This is a genomic window from Caulobacter sp. Root1455 (assembly GCF_001426905.1).
Classification (GTDB): Bacteria; Pseudomonadota; Alphaproteobacteria; order Caulobacterales; family Caulobacteraceae; genus Caulobacter.
Genome location: NZ_LMFQ01000023.1, coordinates 113,135 through 137,448, shown reverse-complemented (window position 1 = coordinate 137,448; position 24,314 = coordinate 113,135). Strand labels below are relative to the sequence as shown.

Below are 24,314 nucleotides of genomic sequence, written 5' to 3'. Positions count from 1 at the left end.
ACCGATGCGCCTTCACGACGAAAACCTGGACCAGGACCTCCATCGCGAAACCAGCTTCCCGGTGTTCCAGGGACCGACGAACGCGGTCGCCCCCGCGCTGGACGTCTCGGTCGAGCCGGTCGACGCCTCGGTCGACGGCCAGGGCGGCGAGATCCGCGGCAAGCCGGTGTTCACGATCGAACAGGTGGTCGAGCAGCTCAATCGCGGCGGCGCGGGCTGGACGCCGGGCAACATCGACCACGCCGTGCCGCGCGACGGCGATGTCTCGGTTCTGAACTTCGGCTTCCACACCGCCGAGAGCATGTTCGCCGAGCCTTATGTCTATGAGGAGGATGGGGAGCTCTACGGCCGCACCGAATATTTCGGCTTCGCGCCGTTCACCGAAGCCCAGAAGGCCGCCGCGCGCGAGGCCATGGCCAGCTGGGACGACCTGATCGCCCCGACCTTGGTCGAGAGCGCCCCCGAGGTGGCCGACATCACCTTCGCCAACTACACCAACCGGCCCGGCACCCAGGCCTACGCCTACCTGCCGTACGACTACACGCCCGACAACGCCGACCTGATCGCCGGCGACATCTGGGTCAGCGCCAACCAGCCCAGCAACTTCCAGCTGGACGAGGGCCTCTACGGCATCCACACCCTGACCCACGAGAGCGGCCACGCCCTGGGGCTGGAACATCCCGGCGACTACAACGCCGCCCCCGGGGTCAGCATCACCTACGCCGCCAACGCCGAATATTATCAGGACAGCCGCGCCTACAGCATCATGTCCTACTTCGCCGGCTCCGAGACCGGCGCGCGGCACTTCGACTTCAACATCTCGACCACGGTCTACGCCTCCACGCCCCTGGTGCACGACATCGCCGCCATCCAGGCGATCTACGGCGCCGACATGACCACCCGCACGGGGGACACGACCTACGGCTTCAACAGCAACGCCGGGCGCGATTCCTACGACTTCACCAAGACCCCGGCCCCGGTCATGGCCATCTGGGACGCCGGCGGGATCGACACCCTGGACGCCTCGGGCTACGCGACCGACCAGATCATCGACCTGACCCCCGGCTCGCTGAGCAGCATCGGCGGGGTGACCTACGACACCGCCCCGTCGTTCGAGCAGGTCAACGCCAACCGGGCGGCGGCCGGCTACGCCCCGGTGCCCTTGGCGACCTACAACTCCAACATGGCCGTGCTGGCCGCCAACCCGGTGGTCGGCCGGCTGATCGACAACGTGGCCATCGCCTATGGCGCGACGGTCGAGAACGGGGTGGGCGGCAGCGGCTCGGACCGCCTGATCGGCAACACCGCGGCCAACACCCTGACCGGCAACGCGGGCAACGACACGCTGGAGGGCCGCGACGGCGCCGACATCCTGATCGGCGGGCTGGGGAACGACATCCTCGACGGCGGAACGGGCGTCGACAAGATGACCGGCGGGACCGGCGACGACCGCTACGTGGTCGACAACTGGCGCGACACGGTGACCGAGCTGGCCGGCGGCGGGACCGACACCGTCTGGAGCTCGATCAGCTACAACCTCTCCACCAACCTGGAGAACCTGAAGCTGACCGGCGACGCCGCGCTCGGCGCGGGCAACGCCTCGGCCAATGTCATCGAGGGCAACGACGCCTTCAACCTGCTGAGCGGCGAGGCCGGGAACGACAGCCTGTTCGGAGCCGGCGGCAATGACATCCTGCTGGGCGGGGCGGGCAACGACCGGCTGAACGGCGGGTCGGGCTTCGACATCCTGGTCGGCGGGGCCGGCGCCGACGTCTTCGTCTACGATAGCGCCTCGTTCGACGACCCCTCTCTCGAAAATGGGGATCTGTCGATCGACTTCATCAGCGATTTCAGCCGCGGCGACCTGTTCGACTTCAGCGCCCTGGACGGCAACGCCGCCCTCGACGGCGACCAGGCCTTCTCGCTGGTGTCGCACTGGACGTCCAGCGGGGTCGGGCAGCTGATGGTCAGCACCTATTCGAACGTGCTGAAGGCCGTCGGAGCCCTGGGCGGCGTGGACCTGGGCGCCTATGGCTGGGGCCTTGGCGGCCGGGTTTCGATCGTCTGGGGCGACATCGACGGCGACGGCGTGTCGGACTTCGGTGTTCTGGTCGCCGACAACTCGGTGTCGACCAGCGGCTGGCTGCTCTGATCCGCCGCCGGCCTTGTCTCCGGCGCGGGCGATGAATACCTCGGGCGGGAACGCTTCCCGTCCGAGGATTTCGTCATGCGCCTGCTCGGCATCGACCACGTGGTGATCCGCGCCCGCGACCCGGTCGCCATGGAGCGGTTCTATGTCGACGTCCTGGGCTGCGCGGTCGAGCGCCGGCAGGACAATGTCGGCCTCGTCCAGCTGCGGGCCGGCGCCCAGCTGATCGACCTGGTCGACGTCGCCGGCCGCCTGGGCCGGACGGGCGGCGCCGCGCCGGGCGCCGAGGCCCACAACATGGACCACCTGTGCCTGCGGGTGGTCGACTTCGACGTCGACGAGGTTCGCGCCCACCTGGAGGCCCACGGCCTGGCGATCGGCGACATCGGCGAGCGCTACGGCTCGACCGGCGAGGCGACCTCGCTCTATCTGTCCGACCCCGAGGGCAACGGACTGGAGCTGCGGGGCTGAGCGTTTTGACTCCCCGCCCCCTTTCGTGCATAAGCGCGCGCTTCCGGCGCTTCATCAGCAGCGCCTCCACCGTCACGACCCCGGCCTGTTAGCGCAGGATCCATCCGGACGAGGACGGCGAGGACCCCCATCGACGTGATCGTCCATGGGGGCTGATCGCGTTTGGACGCTGGCTGTTCTCCGAACAGACAGCAACGAAGAGTTGGAGCGTGGCGTCACGCTCCGGTGTTTTGACGTGGGTTCCGCATGTTCGACGGCCTTACAGAGCGACTTTCAGGGGTGTTCGACCGCCTCGGCGGCCGCGGCGTGCTGTCCGAGAAGGACGTCGACGAGGCGCTGCGCGAGGTCCGCGTCGCCCTGCTGGAAGCCGACGTCGCCCTGCCGGTGGTCAAGGACTTCATCAGCAAGGCCAAGGAAGCCGCTTCGGGCGAAGCCGTCATCCGCTCGGTCAAGCCGGCCGACCAGGTGGTCAAGATCGTCTATGACGGCCTGGTCGACATGCTGGGCGGCGAGGTCCCCACCGGCCTGAACCTGGCCCTGAACCCGCCGTCGGTGATCCTGATGGCCGGCCTGCAGGGCTCGGGCAAGACCACCACCACCGGCAAGCTGGCCCTGCGACTGAGCAAGATCGAGCGCAAGAAGGTGCTGGTCGCCTCGCTCGACACCCGCCGTCCGGCCGCCATGGAACAGCTGGCCATGCTGGCCAAGCAGGTCGAGGTCGAGAGCCTGCCGATCGTCGCCGGCCAGAGCGCCGCCGACATCGCCAAGCGCGCCCTGACCGCCGCCAAGCTGGGCGGCTACGACGTCCTGATCCTCGACACCGCCGGCCGCACCACGCTGGACGAGGCGATGATGAGCGAGGCGGCGGAAATCGCCCGCATCGCCCAGCCGTCCGAGACCCTCCTGGTCGCCGACAGCCTGACCGGCCAGGACGCCGTGCGCACGGCCAAGGCCTTCCACGAGCGCCTGCCGCTGACCGGCCTGATCCTGACCCGCGCCGACGGCGACGGCCGAGGCGGCGCCGCGCTGTCGATGCGCCACGTCACCGGCCTGCCGATCAAGTTCCTCGGCGCCGGCGAGAAGATCGACGCCCTGGACGTGTTCGACGCCCGCCGCGTGGCCGGCCGGATCCTCGGGCAAGGCGACGTCGTCGCCCTGGTCGAGAAGGCCGCGCAGGACCTCGACGTGGCCGAAGCCGAGCGCATGGCCAAGAAGCTGGCCAAGGGCCAGTTCGACCTCAACGACCTGGCCGCCCAGCTGAACCAGATGCAGAAGATGGGCGGCATGCAGGGCATCATGGGCCTGCTGCCGGGCGTCCAGAAGGTCAAGAAGCAGATCGCCGAGAGCGGCGTCGACGACAGCGTCTTCCGCCGCCAGCAGGCGATCATCGGCTCGATGACCAAGCTGGAGCGCAAGAAGCCCGACATCCTGGCCGCCTCGCGCAAGCGCCGCATCGCGGCCGGGGCCGGCGTCGACGTCGCCGAGGTCAACCGCCTGCTCAAGCAGCACCGCCAGATGGCCGACATGTTCAAGGCCATGAGCAAGGACGGCGGCAAGGGCATGGCCCGCATGGCCCAGATGATGGGCGGCGGCGACATGTCCCGGCTCAAAGCGATGGGCGGCGGCAAGATGGCCGCGCCTGATCAGAATTCCGCGGGGGGCCTTGGCGGCCTTCCGGGGCTCCCCGGTCTTCCGGGATCCGGGGGCGGCGGCGACGCCAAGCCCAACCTTCTATCCGGTTTGGGCGGCCTGCCCCCCGGTTTCAACCCGTTCAAGAAATAGAACTTTAGACCAAGGACTAAGACTATGCTGAAGATCCGTCTCGCCCGTGGCGGCGCCAAGAAGCGTCCCTACTACTCGATCGTCGTCGCCGACAGCCACTCGCCCCGCGACGGCCGCTTCATCGAGAAGGTCGGCACCTACAACCCGCTGCTCAAGAAGGACGACGCCGCGCGCGTGACCCTGAAGGTCGAGTCCATCCAGGGCTGGCTCGCCAAGGGCGCCCAGCCGACCGACCGCGTCGCCCGCTTCCTGGCCGCCCAGGGCCTGGTCCAATGGACCCACGGCAACAACCCCGAGAAGGCCAAGCCGGGCAAGAAGGCCCAAGAGCGTGACGCCGAGCGCGTCCAGCGCGACGCCGACCGCGCCGCCGCCGAAGTCCAAGCCAAGGAAGACGCCAAGGCCGCCGCCGAAGCCGCTGCTGAAGCCGCCGCCGCCGCGGCCGCCGAAGCCGCCGCCGCTCCGGCTCCGGAACCGGAAGTCGTTGCTGAAGAAGCCGCCGCTGAAGAGGCCCCAGCCGCCGAAGCCGCCGCCGAAGAGGCTCCGGCCGCTGAAGAAGCCCCGGCTTCGGAAGAAACCACCGAAGGCTAAGGCCTTCGAAAAGCGCCGCCGCCGGGGTCCGCCTGGCGGCGGCGTTTTCTTTGCGCGATACCTTCATGACCCAGTCGCCCCCGCAGAACCTGATCCTGGTCGGCCGCGTCGCCGGCGGCTTCGGCGTGCGTGGCGAGGTGCGGATCGCGACCTACACCGAAGATCCGCTGACCCTGACCCGGTTCAAGGCGCTGACCCGCCAGGACGGCTCGCCCGCCCTGACCCTGACCACCGCCCGGGTGGTCAAGGACGGCGTCGTCGCCCGCTGCGTCGGGATCGAGACCAAGGAAGCCGCCGACGCCCTGCGCGGCCTGCGTCTCTACGTCCCGCGCGCGGCCCTGCCCGAGCCCGAGGAAGACGAATTCTACCTGGCCGACCTGATCGGCCTGACCGTGCGCCACGTGGCGACCAACGACCTGATCGGCAAGATCAAGAGCGTCCAGAACTTCGGCGCCGACGATCTGCTCGAGATCACCCCCGCCCTGGGCGGCCAGACCTGGTACCTGCCCTTCACGCGCGCCGCCGTGCCCGAGGTGAAGATCGCCGAGGGCCTGGTCCTGGCCGATCCGCCGGTGATGGTGGGCGAGCCGGAAGGCCCTGTCGAAGAGCCCGACGAAGGCGAAGATCAGATCTAGGAGCTCGGCCATGGCGTCGGACGGCAAATGGCGGGTGACGGCTTCGCGCTACATCCACAAGGACCGCTGGATCGCCCTGCGCGCCGACGACTGCCTGACCGACGACGGCGTGCCGGTCGCGCCCTATTACGTGCTGGAATATCCGGACTGGGTCGAGGTCGTGGCCCTGGACACCGAGGACAACGTGCTTCTGGTGCGGCAGTACCGGCACGCCATGGGCGGGTTCACGATCGAGCTGCCGGCCGGCGGCATGGATCCAGGCGACACCGATCCCTGCGTCACCGGAGCCCGCGAACTGCTGGAGGAGACCGGCTGCGTCGGCGTCCTCAGCTATGTGGGCGAGGCCCGCCCCAACGCCGGCACCCATACCAACCGCGTCCACACCCTGCTGGCGCGTGACGTGGTCCGGGCGGCCGACCCCAAGGATGACCCGGCCGAGCGCATCGAGCACTTCTGGGTCCCCGCCGCCGAGGCGGTGCGCATGGCCCTGGCCGGCGAGATGGTGGTGGCCATGCACGTGGGCTCGCTGCTGCGCGGCCTGACCCAGGCCGGGGTGGCGACGGTCGCGGTTCGCTGACGAACCGCGACCCGAAGCTACTTCCGAACCCGCATCAGGCATTCCTGGGCCACCGAGGCCACCAGCTTGCCGTCCCGGGTGAACATCTGGCCGCGCACCAGGCCGCGGCCCTGCGAGGCCGACGGGCTGTCCTGCGAGAACAGGGTCCAGTCGTTGAAGTTGAACGGGTGGTGGAACCACATGGCGTGGTCGAGGCTGGCGGCCTGCAGGCCGGGCGTCGTCCAGATCAGGCCGTGCGGGCGCAGGGCGCTTTCCATGAAGGCCATGTCCGAGGCGTAGGCCAGGGCGCACTGCTGCAGGCGGACGTCGTCGCCGATCGGCGCCTTGGCCCGCATCCACACCTGCTTGGTCGACGACTTGGGCGTCGGCTTGGTCGGGTGCTGGGGATCGACCCAGCGCAGGTCCACCGGCCGCGGGAAGTCGGCCAGCTTGATGAAGCGCGGATGCAGTTCGTCGCCCAGCGAGCGCAGATAGTCGCCCTCGGTCGGCAGGCTTTCGGGGTCCGGCGCGTCGGGCATCTGGCTCTGGTGCTCCAGCCCCTCCTCGGGGGTCTGGAACGAGGCGGCCAGGTTGAAGATCTGCTCGCCGTGCTGGATCGCCGCCACCCGGCGGGTGGTGAAGGTGCCGCCGTCGCGGGCCCGCTCGACCTCGTAGAGGACCGGGGCGTTCACGTCGCCGGGGCGGATGAAATAGGCGTGCAGCGAATGGCAGATGCGGTCGGGCACGGTGCGATAGGCCGCGGTCAGGGCCTGGGCGATCACCAGCCCGCCGAAGATTCTGGGGAAGCCGTCATTGGGGCTGACGCCCCGGAACAGGTTCACCTCGATCGTTTCGAGGGCGAGGATTTCGGCGAGGTTCTCGGGCGTGCGCATGGGGGTTGGTTAGGCGCGCAAGCCGGACGGGGCAAGTGCGTGGTTGCACCAAATCCTCGCCATCCCCATCGTCGAGCGATGGTCCCGTCCTTCCCGCCGATCATCCACCACCCCGCCTTCCGCGCCGAGATTCCGCCGGGCCACCGCTTCCCCATGGACAAGTTCGCGCGGCTGGCGGCGGTGCTGCAGGCCGAGGGCGTAGCGGGTCCGGCCGGCTTCGTGCGGCCCGAGCCGATCGATCTGGAGAGCCTGCTGTTGGTCCATGACGCGGCCTATGTGCGCGGGGTGATCGACCTGACTTTGCCGGCCGACGTGGCCCGGCGGGTCGGCCTGCCCAATACGGAGTCGGTGGCGATCCGGGCCCGGGCGGCGGTCGGTGGCACCCTGGCGGCGGCGCGTCTGGCGTTGGAACACGGGATCGCCTGCAACACCGCCGGCGGCAGCCACCACGCCCAGGCCGACACGGGCGCGGGCTTCTGCGTGTTCAACGACGTGGCGGTGGCGGCGCGGCGGCTGTTGGCGGAGGGCAAGGTCGGCCAGGTGCTGGTCGTCGACCTCGACGTCCACCAGGGCGACGGCACCGCGAGGATCTTCGAGAACGATCCCAGCGTCTTCACCTTCTCGATGCACGCCGAGAAGAACTTCCCGGCCCGCAAGGCGGCCAGCGACCTGGACGTCGACCTGCCGGACGGCACGGGCGACGAGGCTTATCTGGGAAGGTTGGGAGAGATCCTGCCGGACCTGCTGGCGCGCGTGGCGCCGGACCTGGTGTTCTTCAACGCCGGGGTCGATCCGCACGCGGACGACAAGCTGGGGCGTCTGAGTCTGAGCGACGAGGGGCTCGCGCGGCGCGAGGCGTTCGTCCTGGGCTCATGTCTGGAAAGGGGGGTCCCCGTGGCCGGGGTGATCGGCGGCGGATACGACGCCGACATCGATCGGTTGGCGCATCGTCACGCCCTTCTCCACCGGGCGGCCCGCGAGGCCCTGAAGGCCTGAGGGGTCGCGCTCCGGTGGAGCTACGCGGCGATCACTTAGAAGCTCGAGACGAGCGAGCCGGCGATCACGACGAGGGGCAGCATGGCCAGAACGATGCTGGCGAAACCGGAAAAAGCGCTGTTCGAGAAGGTCATTGTCTTGGTTCCCTGAGTGTCCGGCGCGACGACCGCGTCCGGTGATCAGGGGTATAGGCCCGCGGGATGGTGAACACCCGTTACCTTTGCTTCATGAAGCGTTTTTAAGAAACGTTGACGCCGGTAATCGGCATTACAGAGGTGTAATGTTGTCGATTCATACCGTTGCAATGGAAACTTTTACCTTTGAGACCATTGTTCGTCGTCCGGATCAGTCCTCCGCGGAGGTCAACAGGAAATGGCCGCGCAAGGCGGCGATGGGGGCGGCGCGCTGTTCCTGCCAGGCCTCGACATGGACATTGGCGATCCGCCGGCCGACCTTCTTGATCTGGGCGCGGGCGAAGGTGGTCAGCGGCCGGCCCGTGCGCAGATATTCGATCGAGACGTCGATGGTCCGGGGCTGGCGCTTGAGCGGCTCGGCCACCGACAACTGGGCCAGGGCCGTCATCTCCATGAAGGCGCCCAGCACCCCGCCGTGGATGGCCGGCAGCATCGGATTGCCGACGATGTGATCGGAGAACGGCAGGATGGCGGTCATCTCGTCGCCGGCCAGCTCGGCGCGCATGCCGATGAACTTGGCGTAGGGGATCGAGCCCAGCACGGCGATCAGGCGGGTGTCGGCGTCGCTCATGCGGCGTCTCCCTTTTCGCCTGACTTGGACCTAGGCGGCTTGAAGTTGGCGCCGGGCTTCTTGCCGGCGCTGGAGTCGAGCATGAAGGCGGCCTGGGCGGCGGCGACGGGGTCGTCGGGGTCGTCCTCGTAGGCCACGGCGCGCACGAAGGCCACCGAGCGGGTGACCTTGTAGCAATGGGCGCGGGCCAGCACGTCGCGGCCCGGCTGGGCCGGCCGCATGTAGTCGATGCGCAGGTCGAGGGTGGCGATCGAGGTCCATTCGCTGAGCGCGGCGTGCACCGCCTGGCCGCTGGCGTGGTCCAGCAAGGTGGTCACGACTCCGCCGGCGATCACCCCGGTCTCGGGGTCGCCGACGATCTCGGGCCGGTACGGGACCTTGAGGATGGCGACGGCGTCACCGATCTCCAGCGTCTGGAAGCCCAGGGCCCGGGCCTGAGGACTGCCCTCGTTCATGGTGTTGGCGATCAGCCGATGCTGTTCGCCGGCGCTCAAATCGGTGCTCATGGGATAGGTTTATAGCCGCGCGCGTTGCCATATCCATCGTGATGAAGCCTCAGGACCTGATCTGCCCGAAGCCCGACGGGCTGTATTGCCCGCCCGGGGACTTCTACATCGACCCCGTCCGCCCGGTGGACCGGGCGGTGATCACCCATGGCCACGCCGACCACGCCCGGGCCGGTCATGGCGTCGTGGCCGCCACCCCCGAGACCCTGGCGATCATGGCCGAGCGCTACGGCGAGGATTTCGCCGGCCGCCGCCAGCCGCTGACCTATGGCCAGAGCTTCACCCACAACGGCGTCGAGGTCTCCCTGGTCCCGGCCGGCCACGTGCTGGGCTCGGCCCAGGCCGTGGTGCGCTGGAAGGGCATGACCATCGTCGTCTCCGGCGACTACAAGCGCCGGCGCGACCCCACCTGCCCGGCCTTCGAGCCCGTGCCCTGCGACGTGTTCGTGACCGAGGCGACCTTCGGCCTGCCGGTGTTCCGCCATCCCGACGACAAGGGCGAGATCGCCGCCCTGCTGAAATCGGTCGAGCAGTTTCCCGAGCGCTCGCACATCGTCGGGGCCTACGCCCTGGGCAAGGCCCAGCGGGTGATCAGCCTGCTGCGCGAGGCCGGCTGGGACAGGACCATCCACGTGCACGGGGCCATGGAGCGGCTGAACCGGCTCTACGAGCGCCACGGCGTCGCGCTGGGCCCGCTGGCTCCGGCCACGACGGGAACCAAGAAGGACTTCGAGGGCGCGATCATCGTCGCCCCGCCCTCGGCCCTGGCCGACCGCTGGTCGCGGCGCTTCCCCGACCCGGTCGACTGCTTCGCCAGCGGCTGGATGCGGGTGCGGGCCCGGGCCCGCCAGCGCGGGGTCGAACTGCCGCTGATCATCTCCGACCACGCCGACTGGGACGAGCTGACCGCCACCCTCGACGAGCTGCGCCCCGGCGAGGTGTGGATCACCCACGGACGGGAGGAGGCGCTGGAACGCTGGTGCGAGCTGGAAGGCATTCCAGCGCGGGCGCTGCGGCTGGTGGGCTATGACGAGGAGGAGGGGGAGTAGGGGCGCGCCTCCTGGGCGGACATCAGCGCCAAGACCTGGCCTTCGCGGCGTTCGCCCAACCCGCGACCAAAAGCGCCGCGAGCAACGCCGGCCAGCCATTTTCGGCGACGAACAGCGCCATGGCCGGGGCGAGGCCCACCGCCTTCTCCAGCGTGCCGGCGGACGCCATGACGTCGATGATGAACCTGGGCAAACCGCCGAAGCCGGATGACGTGACGATCAGGACGGCGCTCAGCAACACGCGTCGCGGGAAGACTAGGCCTACGCCCAGTGTAGCCCCGACGATCGCCACCTGCTGAGCCACCGTGACCCAAGCCAGGTCGAGCGGCGGCGGCGTCAGCCACCACCAGACGAGGTAGCCGATCGTGCTGGCGGCGCTGGCGAGGACGGCGGCGGCCGCATAGGGCAGCTCCGCCCAAAGTCGCCACCCCGTCGCCGCGGCCAGGCACCCGCCGGCCCAGCTCAGGGCGGCGCCAGGCGAGCCGATCTCGCCAAGCTCGCCAACCATGGCGGCCAGCCATTCAGACCGCTCTCGCGGAGCGATCCAGCCCGCCGTCCGCATCAAGGCTCGAGCGACAAGAAGGGGAACGCTCATCCGGGAACCACCTTCAGGTCTTTGAGTGTCGAAAGCGACCTCGCGTCGCGGAGCGCGGTCTTGCCCCGCGCGGTGATGCGATAGGCGTGTCGTGGCGGGCGGCCGGCCTTCTCCGGCTCCAGCCACCGGCTCTCGAGCAGCCCTCGATCCGCCAGACGCACCAGGATCGGGTAGAGGCTTCCGGACTTGAGTCCGCTGGCCCGGGACAGCTCGAGCCCATAGAGCCAGTGCTCCGGATTGTCGGCCAGCAGGCCGAGGACCGCCGTCGTCTGCGGCGAAAGCTGTCGATTGCGCGTGACCATGTCATAATTCTACCTATGTAGACTTATCCGTCAAGCGGTCAAAAGCGCGCTCACACCACCTTGAACGTCGCCCGGGCCCGCGCCACCGGCTTGTCGTCGGCGCGCACGGTGGCCTCGGCGTAGCACAGGCTCTTGCCAGGCTTGATGAAGTCGGTGTCGAAGGCCAGCCATTGGCCGATCTGGGCGGCGGCGATGTAGTCCAGTCCCAGCGAGACGGTGATCAGACCTTTGCTAGGGATCTTCAGCCGGGTCAGCATCACCCCGCACGACAGGCCCATGGCGTTGTCGGCCAGGGCGGCGATCAGGCCGCCGTGCGGGCCGCCGCGCGAATTGGTGTGCGGCTCGCGCACCTCCACGGCCAGCACCCAGCGGTCGTCGCGGATGTCGGCGAAGATCGGCTCCCACGGCGTGGTCAGCGGACTCTTGCGGGGATGCGGGACGAAGGGCTCGGGCGGGGTCATGGTCGCCTCCTGGTCCGGGCTCTGGACCGTGCAATTCAAACAGATGTTCGAATTGACTTCAAGCCTCGCCCCCGTTCTGGGCGCCGTGCTAGCGTCGCCCCGTCCCGATGGGGACCGGATCGGGGGACCCGCATGGCCGTTCGCAACAGCGCGCTGAGGCTGGACGCCGACAAGGTGGTCCAGACGCTCGACCACCTGAAGGCTCGGGTGGCGGAACGCTTTCCGGCGTCGGGCCTGTCGGAGGTCTGCGGCCAGCTGACGGCGGTGGCCCGGGTCACGGCCCAGCGGGCCCGGCGGCTGTCGCGGCCCTATCTGGGCCTGCGGACCCTGGTGGCGGTGATCGCGGTCGCGGCGATCGGGGCCGAGGCGACTCTGATCGGCCGCCTGGACTGGCTGGCGAACCTGCGCGACGCCGGCGCCCTGGCCCTGGCCACCAGCCTGGAGCCGGCCGTCAACCTGCTGCTGCTGTCGGGCGCGGCGATCTGGTTCCTGGTGTCGCTGGAGTCGCGCTGGAAACGCTCGCGAGTCCAGAAGGCCCTGCACGAGCTGCGGTCCTTCGCCCACGTGATCGACATGCACCAGCTGACCAAGGACCCGACGCTGGTCCTGGGCCCGCGCACCGCCTCGTCGCCCGCCCGCGAGATGAACCGCTTTCAGCTGGCCCGCTATCTGGACTACAGCGCCGAAATGCTAGCCCTGACCGCCAAGCTGGCGGCGCTCTACGCCGGCGAAAGCAACGACCCAGTGGTGGTCGCCGCCGTCAACGACATCGAAACCCTGAGCTCCGACCTGGGCCGCAAGATCTGGCAGAAGATCATGATCCTGGGCCAGCTGGACGAGACGCGGGCGACTTGAACCCCGCGACTTGAACCTAAGCCTGGGGCGCGACATTTCATTGCCATGCGCGCCTTCGCCCATCTTCTCGACCGGCTGTCCCTGACCAGCTCGCGCAACGCCAAGCTCACCCTGATCAAGGACTTCCTGCGCGAGACGCCCGATCCCGAGCGCGGCTGGGTGCTGGCGGCCCTGACCGGGGCGCTGTCGTTCAACGCGGCCAAGCCGGCCTTCATCCGCAAGGCGGTGGAGAGCCGGATGGACGCCCAGCTGTTCGCCTGGTCCTACGACTATGTCGGCGACCTGGCCGAGACCGTCGCCCTGGTCTGGCCGGAAAAGCCCGGGGCCAACCGCGAGCCGGACCTGTCGGAGGTGGTCGAAAGCCTGCGCACCGCGTCGCGAACCGAAGTGCAGCGGCTGATCGAGGGCTGGCTGGACGCCCTGGACGCCGACGGGCGCTGGGCGTTGCTGAAGCTGATGACCGGCGGCCTGCGGGTCGGCGTCTCGGCGCGGCTGGCCAAGCAGGCCTGCGCCGACTTCGGCCAGGTGGAGATCGGCCAGGTCGAGGAGGTCTGGCACGCCATGACCCCGCCCTATGGCGACCTGTTCGCCTGGCTGGAAGGTCGCTCGGAACAGCCCTCGCCCGACGCGCCGGGACGGTTCAGGCCCGTGATGCTGGCCCAGGCCATCGACGAGGCGGTCGACTTCGCCAAGCTCGATCCCGCCGACTACGCCGCCGAGTGGAAGTGGGACGGCATCCGCGTCCAGGCCGTCAGCGAGCGTGGCGAAAGGCGCCTCTACACCCGCACCGGCGACGACATTTCGGCGACCTTTCCCGACGTGGTCGAGGCCCTGACCTTCGAGGGAGCGATCGACGGCGAGCTGCTGGTGATGCGGGGCGGCGCGGTGGCCAGCTTCGGCGACCTGCAGCAGCGGCTGAACCGCAAGACGGTCGACGCCAAGCAGCTCGCGACCTATCCGGCCAGCATCCGCGCCTACGACCTGCTGCTGGACGGCGAGACCGACCTGCGCGGCCTGCCGTTCGCTGAGCGGCGCCGGCGGCTGGAAGCCTTCGTGACGGCCGCGGCCAGTCCCCGCATCGACCTGTCGCCGATCCAGCCGTTCGACACCTGGGAAGCGCTGGCCGCCCAGCGCGCCCAGCCGCCGGAAGGCGACCCGGCGATCGCCGAGGGCCTGATGCTCAAGCGCTGGGACAGCGTCTACGAACCCGGCCGGCCCAAGGGTCCGTGGTTCAAGTGGAAGCGCGACCCCCGCCTGATCGACGCGGTGCTGATGTACGCCCAGCGCGGCCACGGCAAGCGGTCCAGCTTCTATTCCGACTACACCTTCGGGGTCTGGCGCGAGGACCAGACCGGGACACGCCACCTGACCCCGGTCGGCAAGGCCTATTTCGGCTTCACGGATGAAGAGCTGAAACGGATCGACAAGTTCGTGCGCGACCACACCGTCGAGCGGTTCGGACCCGTGCGTTCGGTGCGCGCCGACCTGGAGTTCGGCCTGGTGTTCGAGGTGGCGTTCGAGGGGCTGCAACGTTCGACCCGCCACAAGTCCGGCGTGGCCATGCGCTTCCCGCGCATCAACCGCATCCGCTGGGACAAGCCGTCGCGCGAGGCCGACGAACTGGAGACCCTGGAGCGGATGCTGGATTGATCTTCAAATTCCGCTCATGCTGGCGCTTGTTCGAATAAGCCAAGCTTGAAGATCCCGGTTCGCCGGATCTTCAAGTTTCGCTCATCTCGACATGGTCAAGCTCAAGCGAAACTTGACAATAGGTCCTAGTGGCCCGCTCCGACGCCTTCGACGGCCGGCGCGCCGGCGCCGGCGTGGAACATCCGGCCCTTCTCGGTGATCAGCACGGCCAGCAGGCCGGCGATCCCGAAGCCGGCGAATCCGAGGGTCAGGGGCACGGTGGTGCCGTCGAACCGCTGGCCGATCCAGAAGCCGAACAGCGCCCCGCCGATGGTGGTGACGAAACCCTGGACCGACGCCGCCGTGCCGGCCAGGTGGCCCAGCGGCTCCATGGCGATCGCGCCGAAGTTCGACATCACCATGCCGAAGCAGAACATCATCCCCGCCTGCAGCAGCGAGAAGGTCCAGAGGGTCTCGTGGCCGCTCAGCGCCACCAGGGCGTGGACCACCGCGAAGGCGATGTAGCCGAGCAGCGAGACGTGCGAGACCAGCCGCATGCCCAGGCGGCCGACGATGCGGGAGTTGAGCAGGGACGAGACGGCGATGCCGCCGGCGATCGCGGCGAAGATCAGGGGGAAAGCCTGGCCCGCTCCCAGCACGTCGACGAACACCTGCTGGGCCGAGTTGAGAAACCCGAACAGCCCGCCCAGCACCAGGGTGGCGGCCAGGGTGTAGCCGACGGCGACGCGGTTGGTCAGGCACGCCTTGAACGCCGCCAGCACCGGCGTGACCTCCAGGGGCACGCGATCCTCCGGATGCAGGGTCTCGGGCAGCTTGATCCACGACCAGGCGATCACCGCCAGGCCGAAGATCGACAGCACGCCGAACACCCACGGCCAGGGCGCGACCAGCAGGATGGCCTGGCCGACGGAGGGGGCGATGATCGGCACGCCCAGGAAGACGATGAACGACAACGACATCACCCGCGCCATCTGCCGGCCGCTGTAGCAGTCGCGGACGATCGACACCGACAGCACCCGGGTGGCGGCCGCCCCGACGCCGCACAGAGCGCGGGCGGTCAGCAGCATCTCGAACGAGGCGGCGAAGGCGCAGGCCGCGGCGAACACGACATAGAGCGACAGGCCCACCAGCAGCACCGGCTTGCGCCCGAAACGATCGGCCAGCGGGCCGTAGACGATCTGAGCCGCGCCGAAGCCCAGCAGGTAGGCGGTCAGGATCCACTGGCGCTCGTTGTCGGTCGCCACGCCCAGGGCGCGGCCGATCTGCGGCATGGCCGGCAGCATCGAGTCGATGGCCAGGGCGTTGGTGGCCATCATCGCCGCGATCAGGGCGACGAACTGGCCAAAGCCCATGCCGGGGTGGGGGCCGGGACGAGCGCGCGCCTGGGCGGCGATGGGATTAGACGACATGACGCTCTTTCACGGGCCGGGACGCCGAAGCGCCGGCGGGCGCGAGACGCGACAGCCGCGATATAGGACAGGCCTGGCTGTCCGCCAAATGGGCGCGGGCTTACGAGCCCATTTGGAACTGGATGCTCACCGTCTGGTCGTCGCCGACCTTGGAGGCGCCTTCCTGCGATTGACCCACGCTGGCCACCCGCAAAAGGGGCTGCGACCCGGCCTGGCCGGTCGGCGCGTTGCGCAAGGACGCCAGACCGGGCTGAGCGGCGGTCAGGGCCTGGTGGAGGGCGACGGCGCGCTGCAGGGCCAGGGTCGCCGCCTGCTGCCCCTCGGTGCTGAAAATGTCGAGATTTGTCTGGCTGACGACGTTGGCGACGGCCAGCTTGGGGCCCGCCTCGCAATCGGCTTCCGCCGCCACGCCGTAACCGAGACAAGGCAGACGCCGCATCAGGATCTGGGCCACATCGCCGGCGATCCGTTGACCGTCGGGCGAAAGCGCGGCCGTTCCCGCCACGAAGAGCTGATCGGCCCGGAAGTTCAGCGAACCGCCCGACGGATCGCCGGTGATCGGCACGCGGGCGTCGCGCAGGTCGGCGTCCAGCGCCTGCATGAGGAGCTTTTGCGCGTCGATCGCCGAGGCGGTCAGGGCTGAAGGCTTCGGCGGCGAATACGCGAAACAGCGACGCTCTCCCGCCGCGCCCTGCCCGCTTTCCGACAAGGTCGCCTCCGGCACGCACAGCACCTGCGCGCCGTAGTCGATCTCGATGTCGGCGGTCTTGGGCTGAAGGTTCGCGGCGGTCTGCAGCAGCGCGGCCGTTTCCGGATGCTTGGCGGTCGCCAGCTTGGCGGTGCTCGAGCGGAACTCGAACGCGAAATAGCTGAGCATGATGATGAAGATGAAGATCACCCCCACCATCATGTCGGTCATCGAGACGTAGTAGCTCTCGCCCTCCTCGACATCGATCGTCCGACTGCGCTTGCGCCGCATCAGGCGACGCCCACGCGGGCGGTCCTGCCGGCCAGGGCCGCTTCGATGCGGCCCAGCACCGCCAACTGCTCCAGCATCACCTTTTCCGGCGGGGCGAAGCGGACGCAGGCGTCGAGCAAGGCAAAGAAGTGGGCTTCCTGCATTTCGATGGCCTGACGCCGACGGCGCGCGGCCAGGCGAAGGATGATCGAGGCCAGAACGCCGGCGATCGAGGTCCAGAACTTGGTGGCGGCGATGGTCAGCAGATTGATCAGGGCGCCCTGCATCGCTGCGGCGCCGCCGCTCATGGCCGAGGTCGCCTCGGTCAGGGCCGCGACGATGCCCATGAAGGTGATGACCAGGCCGATGGCGACCATGATGTTGGCCCACCATTCCAGAGTGCGGGCTGGGGTGTCGGCCAGGTCGAAGGCGTCGGACGCGTGGATCGAGGCGGCCAGGCGGCCGTCCTCGGTCGGGGTCAGCTGGCTGCGATAATGGGCCCAGCCCAGTTCGAGGACGGGATGAGCCACGCCGCTCAGGCGCTTGTCGACCGCTTCGAAGGCCTCGGCGAAGGCCTTCTGGCGATCACCGCGCAGGTCGTCGAGCAGGTCGGCGCGGCGACGCAGGTCGTCCATCAACGGCGCATATTCGAAATGGCCGGACTGGAAGATCAGTCCGACGGCGAACACCAGCAACGCGCCGGCCATCAGCAAGGCGGCGCCGGGCATGCTGAACACCGCGACGACGAACGAGGTCACTGGATCGTGCATCTGAACCTTCGAATCAACTTCCGGCCACAATACCCCAGGGTGAGGCGTGAATGGGGCGCAGCTTAGCCGTTAAAGGCGCGGATCGCCTCGATGATCCGCTGCTGGTCGGCCTTCGACAGATACGGATGCATCGGCAGGGCCAGCACCGTCTCGGCCTTGGCCTCGGTCACCGGCAGGCCGCCGGCCCCGCGCGGGAAGTCGGCATAGGGGGCCTGCACGTGCATCGGCACGGGGTAGTAGACGGCCGTGGGAATCCCTTGGGTCTTCAGATGGGCGGCGAGGCCGTCGCGGTCGGCGTGCTCGATCACGTACTGGGCCCAGACCGAGACGCCCCCGTCGATGACCTTCGGCGTGGCGAGCACGAAACCCTTCAGGCCCTCGGCGTAGCGGTCGGCCACGACCTGGCGCAGGTCGATCTCCTCCTGGAAGATCGCCAGCTTCTCGATCAGGATCGCCGCCTGGATGGTGTCCAGCCGCGAGTTCATGCCGATGCGGGTGTTCAGGTACTTGGTGTCGTGGTCGAACGTGCGGCCGACCAGGTCGGGGGCCACGGCCTTGCCGTGCACCCGGAAGCTGTCCATCAGGTCCCACAGGTCCTGGTCGTTGGTCAGCACCGCCCCGCCGTCGCCGTAGCAGCCCAGGGGTTTGGCGGGGAAGAAGCTGGTGGTGGCCACGTCGGCCCAGTGCAGCGGGTGCTTGCCGCCTAGGGTGCAGCCGAAGCCCTGGGCGCTGTCGGAGATCAGCTTCAGGCCTTCGCGGTCGCAGATGGCCTTGATGGCCGGATAGTCGGCGGGCTGGCCGAACAGGTCGACGGCGATCACCACCCTGGGGGTCAGCTCTCCCTTGGCCTTCACGCCGGCGATGGCCGCTTCCAGCCTGGCCGGGTCGAGGTTGAAGGTGTCGGCGAGCACGTCGACGAACACCGGCGTCGCCCCGACCCACGGCACGACTTCGGGCGTGGCGGCGAAGGTGAAGGACGGGCAAAACACCGCGTCGCCCGGGCCCACGCCCCAGGCCATCAGCGGCAGGGCGATGGCGTCGGTGCCGTTGGCGCAGGACAGGGCCAGCTTGGCCTGGCCGAACGCCGCCAGCTTGGCCTCGAACTCCCGCACCTGCGGACCCATCACATAGGCCCCGCTGTCGAGAACGGCGGCGATCGCCGCGTCGATCTTGGCGCGGATCCGGCGCTGCTGCGCGGCGAGGTCGATGAAGGATATGCTCATGGGCGGCGCTCTTAGAGGCGGATCGGCTCGGATTCGAGCCAATTGATGTAACCAAGTGTTTCCAAAGGGCGAAGCGATACCGGGACGGGAACGGGCCTTGTGCTGCTTCGTTGACGGCTCGGCGCGGGGGCGCCATCGAGAGATCCATGCAGACCAAGCCCAGCCTGATCCCCGCCGACGCTTCCCTGCCGTCCATCGCCAACATCAAGGTCGATGAGACCATGTTCGGTCATTTCCTCGATTGGCTGGGCAGGCTGGCGGTGAACCTGGTGGCCGCCACCCTGATCCTGGTCGTCACCTTCTGGGTGGCCGGCTGGCTGGCGGGCGTGGCCCGTCGCGCCCTGGGCCGGGTGCATCGCAAGAACCCCGACCCGACCCTGGAGAGCTTCATCGCCTCGCTGGTGCGTTACGCGGTGGTGGCCGTGGGCCTGGTGGCGGTGCTGCAGAAGGTGGGCGTGCAGGCCACCTCGATCATCGCCGTGCTCGGCGCGGCCTCCCTGGCCATCGGCCTGGCCCTGCAGGGCGCGCTGTCGAACGTGGCGGCCGGGGTGATGATCCTGCTGTTCCGTCCCTACAAGGTGGGCGACGTGATCGAGACCTCGACGCGCAACGGCACCGTCAAGGCGCTGGACCTGCTGTTCACCGAGATCGCCACCCCCGACAACGTCAAGGTGATGATCCCCAACAGCAAGGTGTTCGGCGACGTCATCCTCAACTACTCCACCCACCGCACCCGACGGGCCGACGTGGTGTTCAAGGTTCCGTTGAAGACCGACCTGGTGGCCGTGCTGCAGAAGATGCGCGAACGGGCCGAGGGCGATCCGCGGGTGCGCAAGGACCCGGCGGTGATGGTCGAGGTCGTCGATCTCAGCGAAGCCTTCGCCCAGGCCGCGATCCGCGTCTGGACGGCCAAGGAGGACTACGGCCCGGTCAGGACCGACCTGATGCTGGCCGCCCACCTGTGGGCCGAGGACCCGACGCGGATCCTACCGCCGCCCCGCCCGTCCAAGGCCCCGGACCCGTCGCCGGCCATGCCCGGCGACGCCGAGCATCACCTGTTCAGACTGCCAAGGCCGCGGAAAGGTCCGCGATCAGGTCCTCGCAGTCCTCGATCCCCACCGAAAGCCTGATCAGGGTGTCGGAGATGCCCAGGGCGGCGCGCTGATCGGCCGGGATCGAGGCGTGGGTCATGATGGCCGGATGCTCGATCAGGCTCTCGACCCCGCCCAGGCTTTCCGCGAGCGTGAACAGGCGCGTGCGCTCCAACATCCGCCTGGCGGTGTTCACGTCGCCCTTCAGCTCCACCGAGATGATCCCGCCGAACCCGCCCAGCATCTGGCGCTTGGCCAGGTCGTGCTGCGGGTGGCTGGGCAGGCCGGGATAGATCACCCGTTCCACGTCCTTGCGGGTCGACAGCCATTTGGCGATGGCCAGGGCGCTGTCGCAGGCCCGCTGCATGCGCAGAGCCAGGGTCTTGACCCCCCGCAAGGCGAGAAAGCTGTCGAACGGCCCCAGCACCGCCCCGACGGCGTTCTGCAGGAACTTCAGCTTCTCGGCGATCTCGGCGTTGTCGCCGACCACCGCCACGCCCGCCACCACATCGGAGTGGCCGTTCAGGTACTTGGTGGCCGAGTGCATGACGATGTCGAAGCCCAGCTCCAGCGGCCGCTGGACGAACGGGCTGGCGAAGGTGTTGTCGGCCACGGTGATCAGGCCGTGCGTCTTGGCCAGGGCCGCGATGGCCGACAGGTCCGCCAGGCGCAGCATCGGATTGGTCGGCGTCTCCACCCAGATCATCCTGGTCTGGGGCGTGATCGCCGCCTCGATGGCCGCCAGATCCCCCATGTCCACGAAGCTGAAGGCCAGGCCGGCCGAGCGCTTGCGCACCTTGTCGAACAGCCGGAACGAACCGCCGTAGAGGTCGTCGCTGGCGATCACGTGGGCGCCGCTGTCGAGGATCTCCAGGATCGTCGAGGCCGCCGCCAGGCCCGAGGCGAAGGCGAAGCCGGCCGTGCCGCTCTCCAGGTCGGCGACGCAGCGCTCGAAGGCGAACCGGGTCGGGTTGTGGCTGCGGCTGTACTCGAAGCCCTTGTGCTCGCCCGGGCTGGACTGGACGTAGGTGGATGTCGCGTAGATCGGCACCATCACCGCCCCGGTCGTCGGATCAGGGAATTGGCCGCCGTGGATCGTGCGGGTGGCGAAGGCCAGGCGGTTCTTGCCGGGGATGTCGTTGCTCATTTGTCGTTCCTAGACGCCCTGCGTCCCTCGAGGCCCTTCTGCGGAGGGCGCCTCAGGATGAGGATCTTTGCACTGAGTTCCTCATCCCGAGGAGCCCGCTTGCGGGCCTCGCAGGACGCAAAACCGTTCAGGCGCTCATGCGCAGGTGGTTGATCAGGTCGACGCGGGTGATCACCCCGACGAACTCGTCGCCGTCGCAGACCAGGGCCACCTCGTCGCGGTCGAACACCTCGGGCAGGGCGTCGACGCCCTGGGTCGATTGCAGCGTGTTGACCGCCTTGGTCATGGCCGCCCCGACCTTGGTCTTGAACTTGGGGCCGCGATCGTCGTCCACGCCCTCGACGGCGGCCAGGATGTCGCTCTCGTCGAGGATGCCGACCAGCTTGCCGTGGTCGACCACCGGCAGCTGGCTGATGTCGCCGCTGCGCATGCGGTTGTAGGCCGTCAACAGGGTGTCGTCGGGCCCGATGGCCACCACCCCGCCGTCGGCGTAGCGCTTGGCGATCAGGTCGCGCAGATCGCCGTGCAGCTCGCGCTGGTCGAAGCCGTGGGCGGCCAGCCACATGTCGTTGAACATCTTGGTCAGGTACTTGGAGCCCGTGTCGCAGACCAGGGTCACCACCCGCTTGGGCTGGGTCTGTTCGCGGCAGTAGCGCAGGGCGGCCGCCAGCAGCGTGCCCGAGGACGAGCCGGCCAGCACGCCTTCCTTGCGCAGCAGCAGGCGGGCGGTCTCGACGCTCTCGCGGTCGCTGATCGAATAGGCGTGCTTGACCAGGCTCATGTCGGCCACGGCCGGGATGAAGTCCTCGCCGATGCCCTCGACGATCCACGAACCGGCCTCGCCGTAGCTTCCGGTCGCCACATATTCGCAGAGGATCGACCCCACCGGGTCGGCCAGCACCATCTCGGTCTTGGGCGAATGCCTGGCCATGAACCGGCCGACGCCCGTCAGGGTGCCGCCCGAGCCGACGCCGACCACCACCGCGTCGATGTCGCCGCCCATCTGTTCGAAGATCTCCGGCGCGGTCGTGGTCTCGTGGGCCAGCGGATTGGCGGGGTTTTCGAACTGGTTGACGTAGATCGAACCCGGGATCGACTGGGCCAGGGTCTGGGCCATGTCCTGGTAGTACTCCGGATGGCCCTTGCCGACGTCGCTGCGGGTCAGGCGGACGTCCACGCCCATGGCCCGCAGGTGCAGGATCTTCTCGCGGGCCATCTTGTCGGGCACCACCAGGATCAGCTTGTAGCCCTTCAGCGTCGCCACCTGGGCCAGGCCCAGGCCGGTGTTGCCGGCCGTCGCCTCGATGATCGTTCCGCCGGGCTTGAGGCTGCCGTCGGCCTCGGCCGCCTCGATCATCGAGCGGGCCACCCGGTCCTTGATCGAGCCGCCGGGGTTCTGGTTCTCCAGCTTCAGGAACAGTCGGCACGGCCCGGTGTCGAGGTTGCGAACCTCGATCATCGGCGTATGGCCGATCAGATCGAGCGCGGAACCGACGACCGGGGGAAGGGCGGATTTGGGGTCGTTCATGGCGCAACTCGGCGGCAGAGAGAAATGATCTCCCTATCTAGGCCGGTTTCGCGAAAGCGCAAACAGCGTTACGCCAGCTTCGCCGCAAGCCTAGGCGCCGCAAGCCGCCAGCCGATCGCGCCGCCACTCGGTCGCGAACTTGCGGCCCACCACGGCGTCTTCGAACACCACCTTGCGGCGGTCGCCCGAAAGGTCCGGCGCGTTGTGGATCATCACGAACGGAAAGCCGTTGCGGGCCAGGAAGTCCCGGACGAATCCCGAGAAGCGCAGGGCCTCCTCGGCGGAGGCGATGCAGATCTCGACGGCGATGTCGGCGGCGTTCATGGGCGCGCTCCCGAGAGGTTACACGGACCCTAACGCACGAACTCGCAAATGCGAACAACCTTCGCAGATGCAAAATGAAACGACCCCGGATTGCTCCGGGGCCGTTCAAGATCGAGGCGTTTGACGCCGCTCTAGAGGATGGACTGACCCGTTCCCGCCCAATCCTTCAGGAACTGCTCCAGCCCCTTGTCGGTCAGGGGGTGCTTGAACAGGTCGCCGAACACCGCCGGCGGGATGGTCACGACGTCGGCGCCGACGATGGCCGCGTCCTTGACGTGGGCGACGTTGCGCACCGAGGCGGCCAGGATCTCGGTCTCGTAGCCGTAGTTGTCGTAGATCGCGCGGATGTCGCGGATCAGGTCCATGCCGTCGAAGCCGTAGTCGTCCAGGCGGCCGATGAACGGCGAGATGTAGGTCGCGCCGGCCTTGGCGGCCAGCAGGGCCTGGGTCGGCGAGAAGCAGAGGGTGACATTGGTCGAGATGCCCTCGCCGGCGAAGGCGGCGCAGGCGATCAGGCCGTCGCGGGTCAGCGGGATCTTCACGACGACGTTGGGGGCGATGGCGGCCAGCTTCTTGCCTTCGGCGATCATCGCCTCGTGGGTGGTGGCGGCGACCTCGGCGCTGATCGGACCCGGCACCAGGTCGCAGATCTCGGCGATCACCTCGAGCATCGGACGGCCCGCCTTGGCGATCAGGGTGGGGTTGGTGGTCACCCCGTCCACCAGGCCGGTGGAGGCCAGGTCGGCGATGACCTTGGTGTCGGTGCTGTCGAGGAAGATCTGCATGGACCTGCGCTTTATGTTTTCTGGGAGTTTCAGGCTCGTTTATCCGCCCTGGGGTCCCGCGCCAAGCCGGGAAAGCCCCTAGAGCCTGTCCGTTGGACAGGCTCCAGTCCTAACATTGGAGCATGGCAGGCGCCGAAACCGGCATCCACTTTCGGCCGCCGCGCTCTAGCCCCCGGACGGAAACCGCTCGCCGAGGCTTTCACGCAGGAAGGTCAGCAGATCGCCGCCCCGGAACCGCAGGCCTTCAACGCCGGCCCGGCGGGCCGCCTCGACGTCCGAGCCCTTGTCGCCGACCAGCACCGTCTCCTCCGGCGCCAGCGACCAGTCGGCCAAACCACGCAGGATCATGCCGGGATTGGGCTTGCGGTCGGGATGGTCGGCATGGCGGTAGCGGTCCTCGACGGCCTCCTCGTGGTGAGGCGCGACATAGAAGGCGTCGATCCGGCCGCCGAATGGAGCCAGCTCCGCCTGCAAGGCGGCATGAAAGACGTCGACCTGGGCCTCGGTGAAGTAGCCGCGCGCCACCCCCGACTGGTTGGTGACGACCAGCACCTTCACGCCCGCCGCGTTCAACGCCGCGACCGCCTCGCGCGCGCCCTCGATCCAGTCCAGCCGTTCGAGCTCGCAGACATAGCCGTGGTCGAGGTTCAGCACCCCGTCGCGGTCGAAGAAGACGGCTTTCAGCGGCGCTTTTCCGGACATGTCCCCGCCTTACGCCAGGCCTCGCGGCGCGACAAGGCGCGGCGGGGGCGCGGCGGGGCGGGGCCGGACGTCCAGGGGTTGGCGAACCCAGGCGCCGCGGCCTAGAACGGCCTCAGCTCCCGGA

At 68.7% G+C, this 24,314-nt stretch carries 26 protein-coding genes; 11 read left to right on the top strand and 15 right to left on the bottom strand.

Annotated features, from left to right (window positions below):
* Nucleotides 1-4: 4 nt before the first annotated feature.
* The 6 genes from ASD21_RS16415 (at nt 5) to ASD21_RS16390 (ending at nt 6,202) form a co-directional block, all read left to right on the top strand.
* Nucleotides 5-2,152, top strand: coding sequence for a M10 family metallopeptidase C-terminal domain-containing protein (locus ASD21_RS16415; protein ID WP_056443564.1), 2,148 nt, complete (start codon nt 5-7; stop codon nt 2,150-2,152).
* A 75-nt stretch (nt 2,153-2,227) separates the two neighbouring features.
* Nucleotides 2,228-2,620 carry a VOC family protein gene (locus ASD21_RS16410; RefSeq protein WP_056443561.1) on the top strand — a complete coding sequence of 131 codons (393 nt, stop codon included), beginning with the start codon at nt 2,228-2,230 and terminating at the stop codon, nt 2,618-2,620.
* 246 nt (nt 2,621-2,866) lie between these two features.
* Nucleotides 2,867-4,402, top strand: a complete 1,536-nt coding sequence (gene ffh, locus ASD21_RS16405; RefSeq protein WP_056443558.1) for a signal recognition particle protein — start codon at nt 2,867-2,869, stop codon at nt 4,400-4,402.
* A gap of 24 nt (nt 4,403-4,426) precedes the next feature.
* Nucleotides 4,427-4,990 (top strand): 30S ribosomal protein S16, encoded by a 564-nt coding sequence (gene rpsP, locus ASD21_RS16400; RefSeq protein WP_056443555.1) that lies wholly within the window; start codon nt 4,427-4,429, stop codon nt 4,988-4,990.
* Between the two features lie 65 nt (nt 4,991-5,055).
* A complete protein-coding gene (gene rimM / locus ASD21_RS16395) occupies nt 5,056-5,625 on the top strand; it encodes a ribosome maturation factor RimM (RefSeq protein ID WP_056443554.1) in 570 nt (189 codons plus the stop codon).
* Nucleotides 5,626-5,635: 10 nt separating this feature from the next.
* Complete coding sequence (locus ASD21_RS16390) at nt 5,636-6,202, top strand: NUDIX hydrolase (protein WP_056443553.1); 567 nt, start codon at nt 5,636-5,638, stop codon at nt 6,200-6,202.
* 17 nt (nt 6,203-6,219) lie between these two features.
* Here the strand turns inward: ASD21_RS16390 and ASD21_RS16385 are convergent, their stop codons facing one another.
* On the bottom strand, nt 6,220-7,074 hold the full coding sequence (locus tag ASD21_RS16385) for an acyl-CoA thioesterase (RefSeq protein WP_056443552.1): 855 nt from the start codon (nt 7,072-7,074) through the stop codon (nt 6,220-6,222).
* A gap of 78 nt (nt 7,075-7,152) precedes the next feature.
* On the opposite strand from ASD21_RS16385, the gene ASD21_RS16380 reads away from it, so the two are divergent.
* A complete protein-coding gene (locus ASD21_RS16380; RefSeq protein WP_056443549.1) occupies nt 7,153-8,070 on the top strand; it encodes a histone deacetylase family protein in 918 nt (305 codons plus the stop codon).
* Nucleotides 8,071-8,415: 345 nt separating this feature from the next.
* Here ASD21_RS16380 and ASD21_RS16375 read toward each other — a convergent pair whose 3' ends face one another.
* Together ASD21_RS16375 and ASD21_RS16370 are read right to left on the bottom strand one after the other, a co-directional pair.
* Nucleotides 8,416-8,835 (bottom strand): PaaI family thioesterase, encoded by a 420-nt coding sequence (locus ASD21_RS16375; RefSeq protein WP_056443546.1) that lies wholly within the window; start codon nt 8,833-8,835, stop codon nt 8,416-8,418.
* Nucleotides 8,832-9,329 carry a PaaI family thioesterase gene (locus tag ASD21_RS16370; protein ID WP_082554828.1) on the bottom strand — a complete coding sequence of 166 codons (498 nt, stop codon included), beginning with the start codon at nt 9,327-9,329 and terminating at the stop codon, nt 8,832-8,834. The genes ASD21_RS16375 and ASD21_RS16370 overlap by 4 nt, the downstream gene beginning before the upstream one ends.
* Before the next feature lie 53 nt (nt 9,330-9,382).
* Here ASD21_RS16370 and ASD21_RS16365 point away from each other — a divergent pair, with 53 nt between their 5' ends.
* The gene (locus tag ASD21_RS16365; RefSeq protein WP_156390522.1) at nt 9,383-10,390 is read left to right on the top strand and encodes a ligase-associated DNA damage response exonuclease; all 1,008 of its coding nucleotides are present in this window, start codon (nt 9,383-9,385) and stop codon (nt 10,388-10,390) included.
* Between the two features lie 22 nt (nt 10,391-10,412).
* Here the strand turns inward: ASD21_RS16365 and ASD21_RS16360 are convergent, their stop codons facing one another.
* Genes ASD21_RS16360 through ASD21_RS16350 form a run of 3 tightly spaced genes read right to left on the bottom strand, consistent with a single transcriptional unit; the run spans nt 10,413 to nt 11,748 of the window.
* Nucleotides 10,413-10,985, bottom strand: a complete 573-nt coding sequence (locus ASD21_RS16360; protein WP_056443537.1) for a hypothetical protein — start codon at nt 10,983-10,985, stop codon at nt 10,413-10,415.
* The gene (locus ASD21_RS16355; protein ID WP_082554812.1) at nt 10,982-11,287 is read right to left on the bottom strand and encodes a PadR family transcriptional regulator; all 306 of its coding nucleotides are present in this window, start codon (nt 11,285-11,287) and stop codon (nt 10,982-10,984) included. Before ASD21_RS16355 ends, ASD21_RS16360 begins: the two co-directional genes overlap by 4 nt.
* A gap of 50 nt (nt 11,288-11,337) precedes the next feature.
* Nucleotides 11,338-11,748, bottom strand: a complete 411-nt coding sequence (locus ASD21_RS16350; protein WP_056444161.1) for a PaaI family thioesterase — start codon at nt 11,746-11,748, stop codon at nt 11,338-11,340.
* 132 nt (nt 11,749-11,880) lie between these two features.
* Here ASD21_RS16350 and ASD21_RS16345 point away from each other — a divergent pair, with 132 nt between their 5' ends.
* The gene (locus ASD21_RS16345; protein ID WP_056443534.1) at nt 11,881-12,603 is read left to right on the top strand and encodes a hypothetical protein; all 723 of its coding nucleotides are present in this window, start codon (nt 11,881-11,883) and stop codon (nt 12,601-12,603) included.
* 39 nt (nt 12,604-12,642) lie between these two features.
* Nucleotides 12,643-14,253: a cisplatin damage response ATP-dependent DNA ligase gene (locus ASD21_RS16340; protein WP_056443531.1), complete on the top strand. Its 1,611-nt coding sequence runs from the start codon at nt 12,643-12,645 to the stop codon at nt 14,251-14,253.
* A 125-nt stretch (nt 14,254-14,378) separates the two neighbouring features.
* On the opposite strand, the gene ASD21_RS16335 is transcribed toward ASD21_RS16340, so the two are convergent.
* From ASD21_RS16335 to ASD21_RS16320, 4 genes are all read right to left on the bottom strand, one after another.
* Entirely contained in the window at nt 14,379-15,605 is a 1,227-nt protein-coding gene (locus tag ASD21_RS16335) for a multidrug effflux MFS transporter (RefSeq protein WP_056444158.1), read from the bottom strand.
* 157 nt (nt 15,606-15,762) lie between these two features.
* The gene (locus tag ASD21_RS16330) at nt 15,763-16,641 is read right to left on the bottom strand and encodes a hypothetical protein (protein ID WP_056443527.1); all 879 of its coding nucleotides are present in this window, start codon (nt 16,639-16,641) and stop codon (nt 15,763-15,765) included.
* Entirely contained in the window at nt 16,641-17,390 is a 750-nt protein-coding gene (locus tag ASD21_RS16325) for a hypothetical protein (RefSeq protein WP_056443524.1), read from the bottom strand. Before ASD21_RS16325 ends, ASD21_RS16330 begins: the two co-directional genes overlap by 1 nt.
* A gap of 62 nt (nt 17,391-17,452) precedes the next feature.
* Nucleotides 17,453-18,613 carry a DegT/DnrJ/EryC1/StrS family aminotransferase gene (locus tag ASD21_RS16320; protein WP_056443521.1) on the bottom strand — a complete coding sequence of 387 codons (1,161 nt, stop codon included), beginning with the start codon at nt 18,611-18,613 and terminating at the stop codon, nt 17,453-17,455.
* A 146-nt stretch (nt 18,614-18,759) separates the two neighbouring features.
* On the opposite strand from ASD21_RS16320, the gene ASD21_RS16315 reads away from it, so the two are divergent.
* Complete coding sequence (locus ASD21_RS16315) at nt 18,760-19,743, top strand: mechanosensitive ion channel family protein (protein ID WP_056443511.1); 984 nt, start codon at nt 18,760-18,762, stop codon at nt 19,741-19,743.
* Here ASD21_RS16315 and ASD21_RS16310 read toward each other — a convergent pair.
* From ASD21_RS16310 to ASD21_RS16290, 5 genes are all read right to left on the bottom strand, one after another.
* On the bottom strand, nt 19,673-20,851 hold the full coding sequence (locus tag ASD21_RS16310) for a trans-sulfuration enzyme family protein (protein ID WP_056443508.1): 1,179 nt from the start codon (nt 20,849-20,851) through the stop codon (nt 19,673-19,675). The genes ASD21_RS16315 and ASD21_RS16310 overlap by 71 nt on opposite strands.
* A 127-nt stretch (nt 20,852-20,978) precedes the next feature.
* Nucleotides 20,979-22,379, bottom strand: a complete 1,401-nt coding sequence (locus ASD21_RS16305) for a pyridoxal-phosphate dependent enzyme (protein ID WP_056443504.1) — start codon at nt 22,377-22,379, stop codon at nt 20,979-20,981.
* 90 nt (nt 22,380-22,469) lie between these two features.
* A complete protein-coding gene (locus ASD21_RS16300) occupies nt 22,470-22,703 on the bottom strand; it encodes a hypothetical protein (RefSeq protein ID WP_056443501.1) in 234 nt (77 codons plus the stop codon).
* A 131-nt stretch (nt 22,704-22,834) separates the two neighbouring features.
* Nucleotides 22,835-23,488, bottom strand: a complete 654-nt coding sequence (fsa, locus tag ASD21_RS16295; protein WP_056443498.1) for a fructose-6-phosphate aldolase — start codon at nt 23,486-23,488, stop codon at nt 22,835-22,837.
* 165 nt (nt 23,489-23,653) lie between these two features.
* Entirely contained in the window at nt 23,654-24,190 is a 537-nt protein-coding gene (locus ASD21_RS16290; protein WP_056443496.1) for a D-glycero-alpha-D-manno-heptose-1,7-bisphosphate 7-phosphatase, read from the bottom strand.
* Nucleotides 24,191-24,314 lie beyond the last annotated feature (124 nt).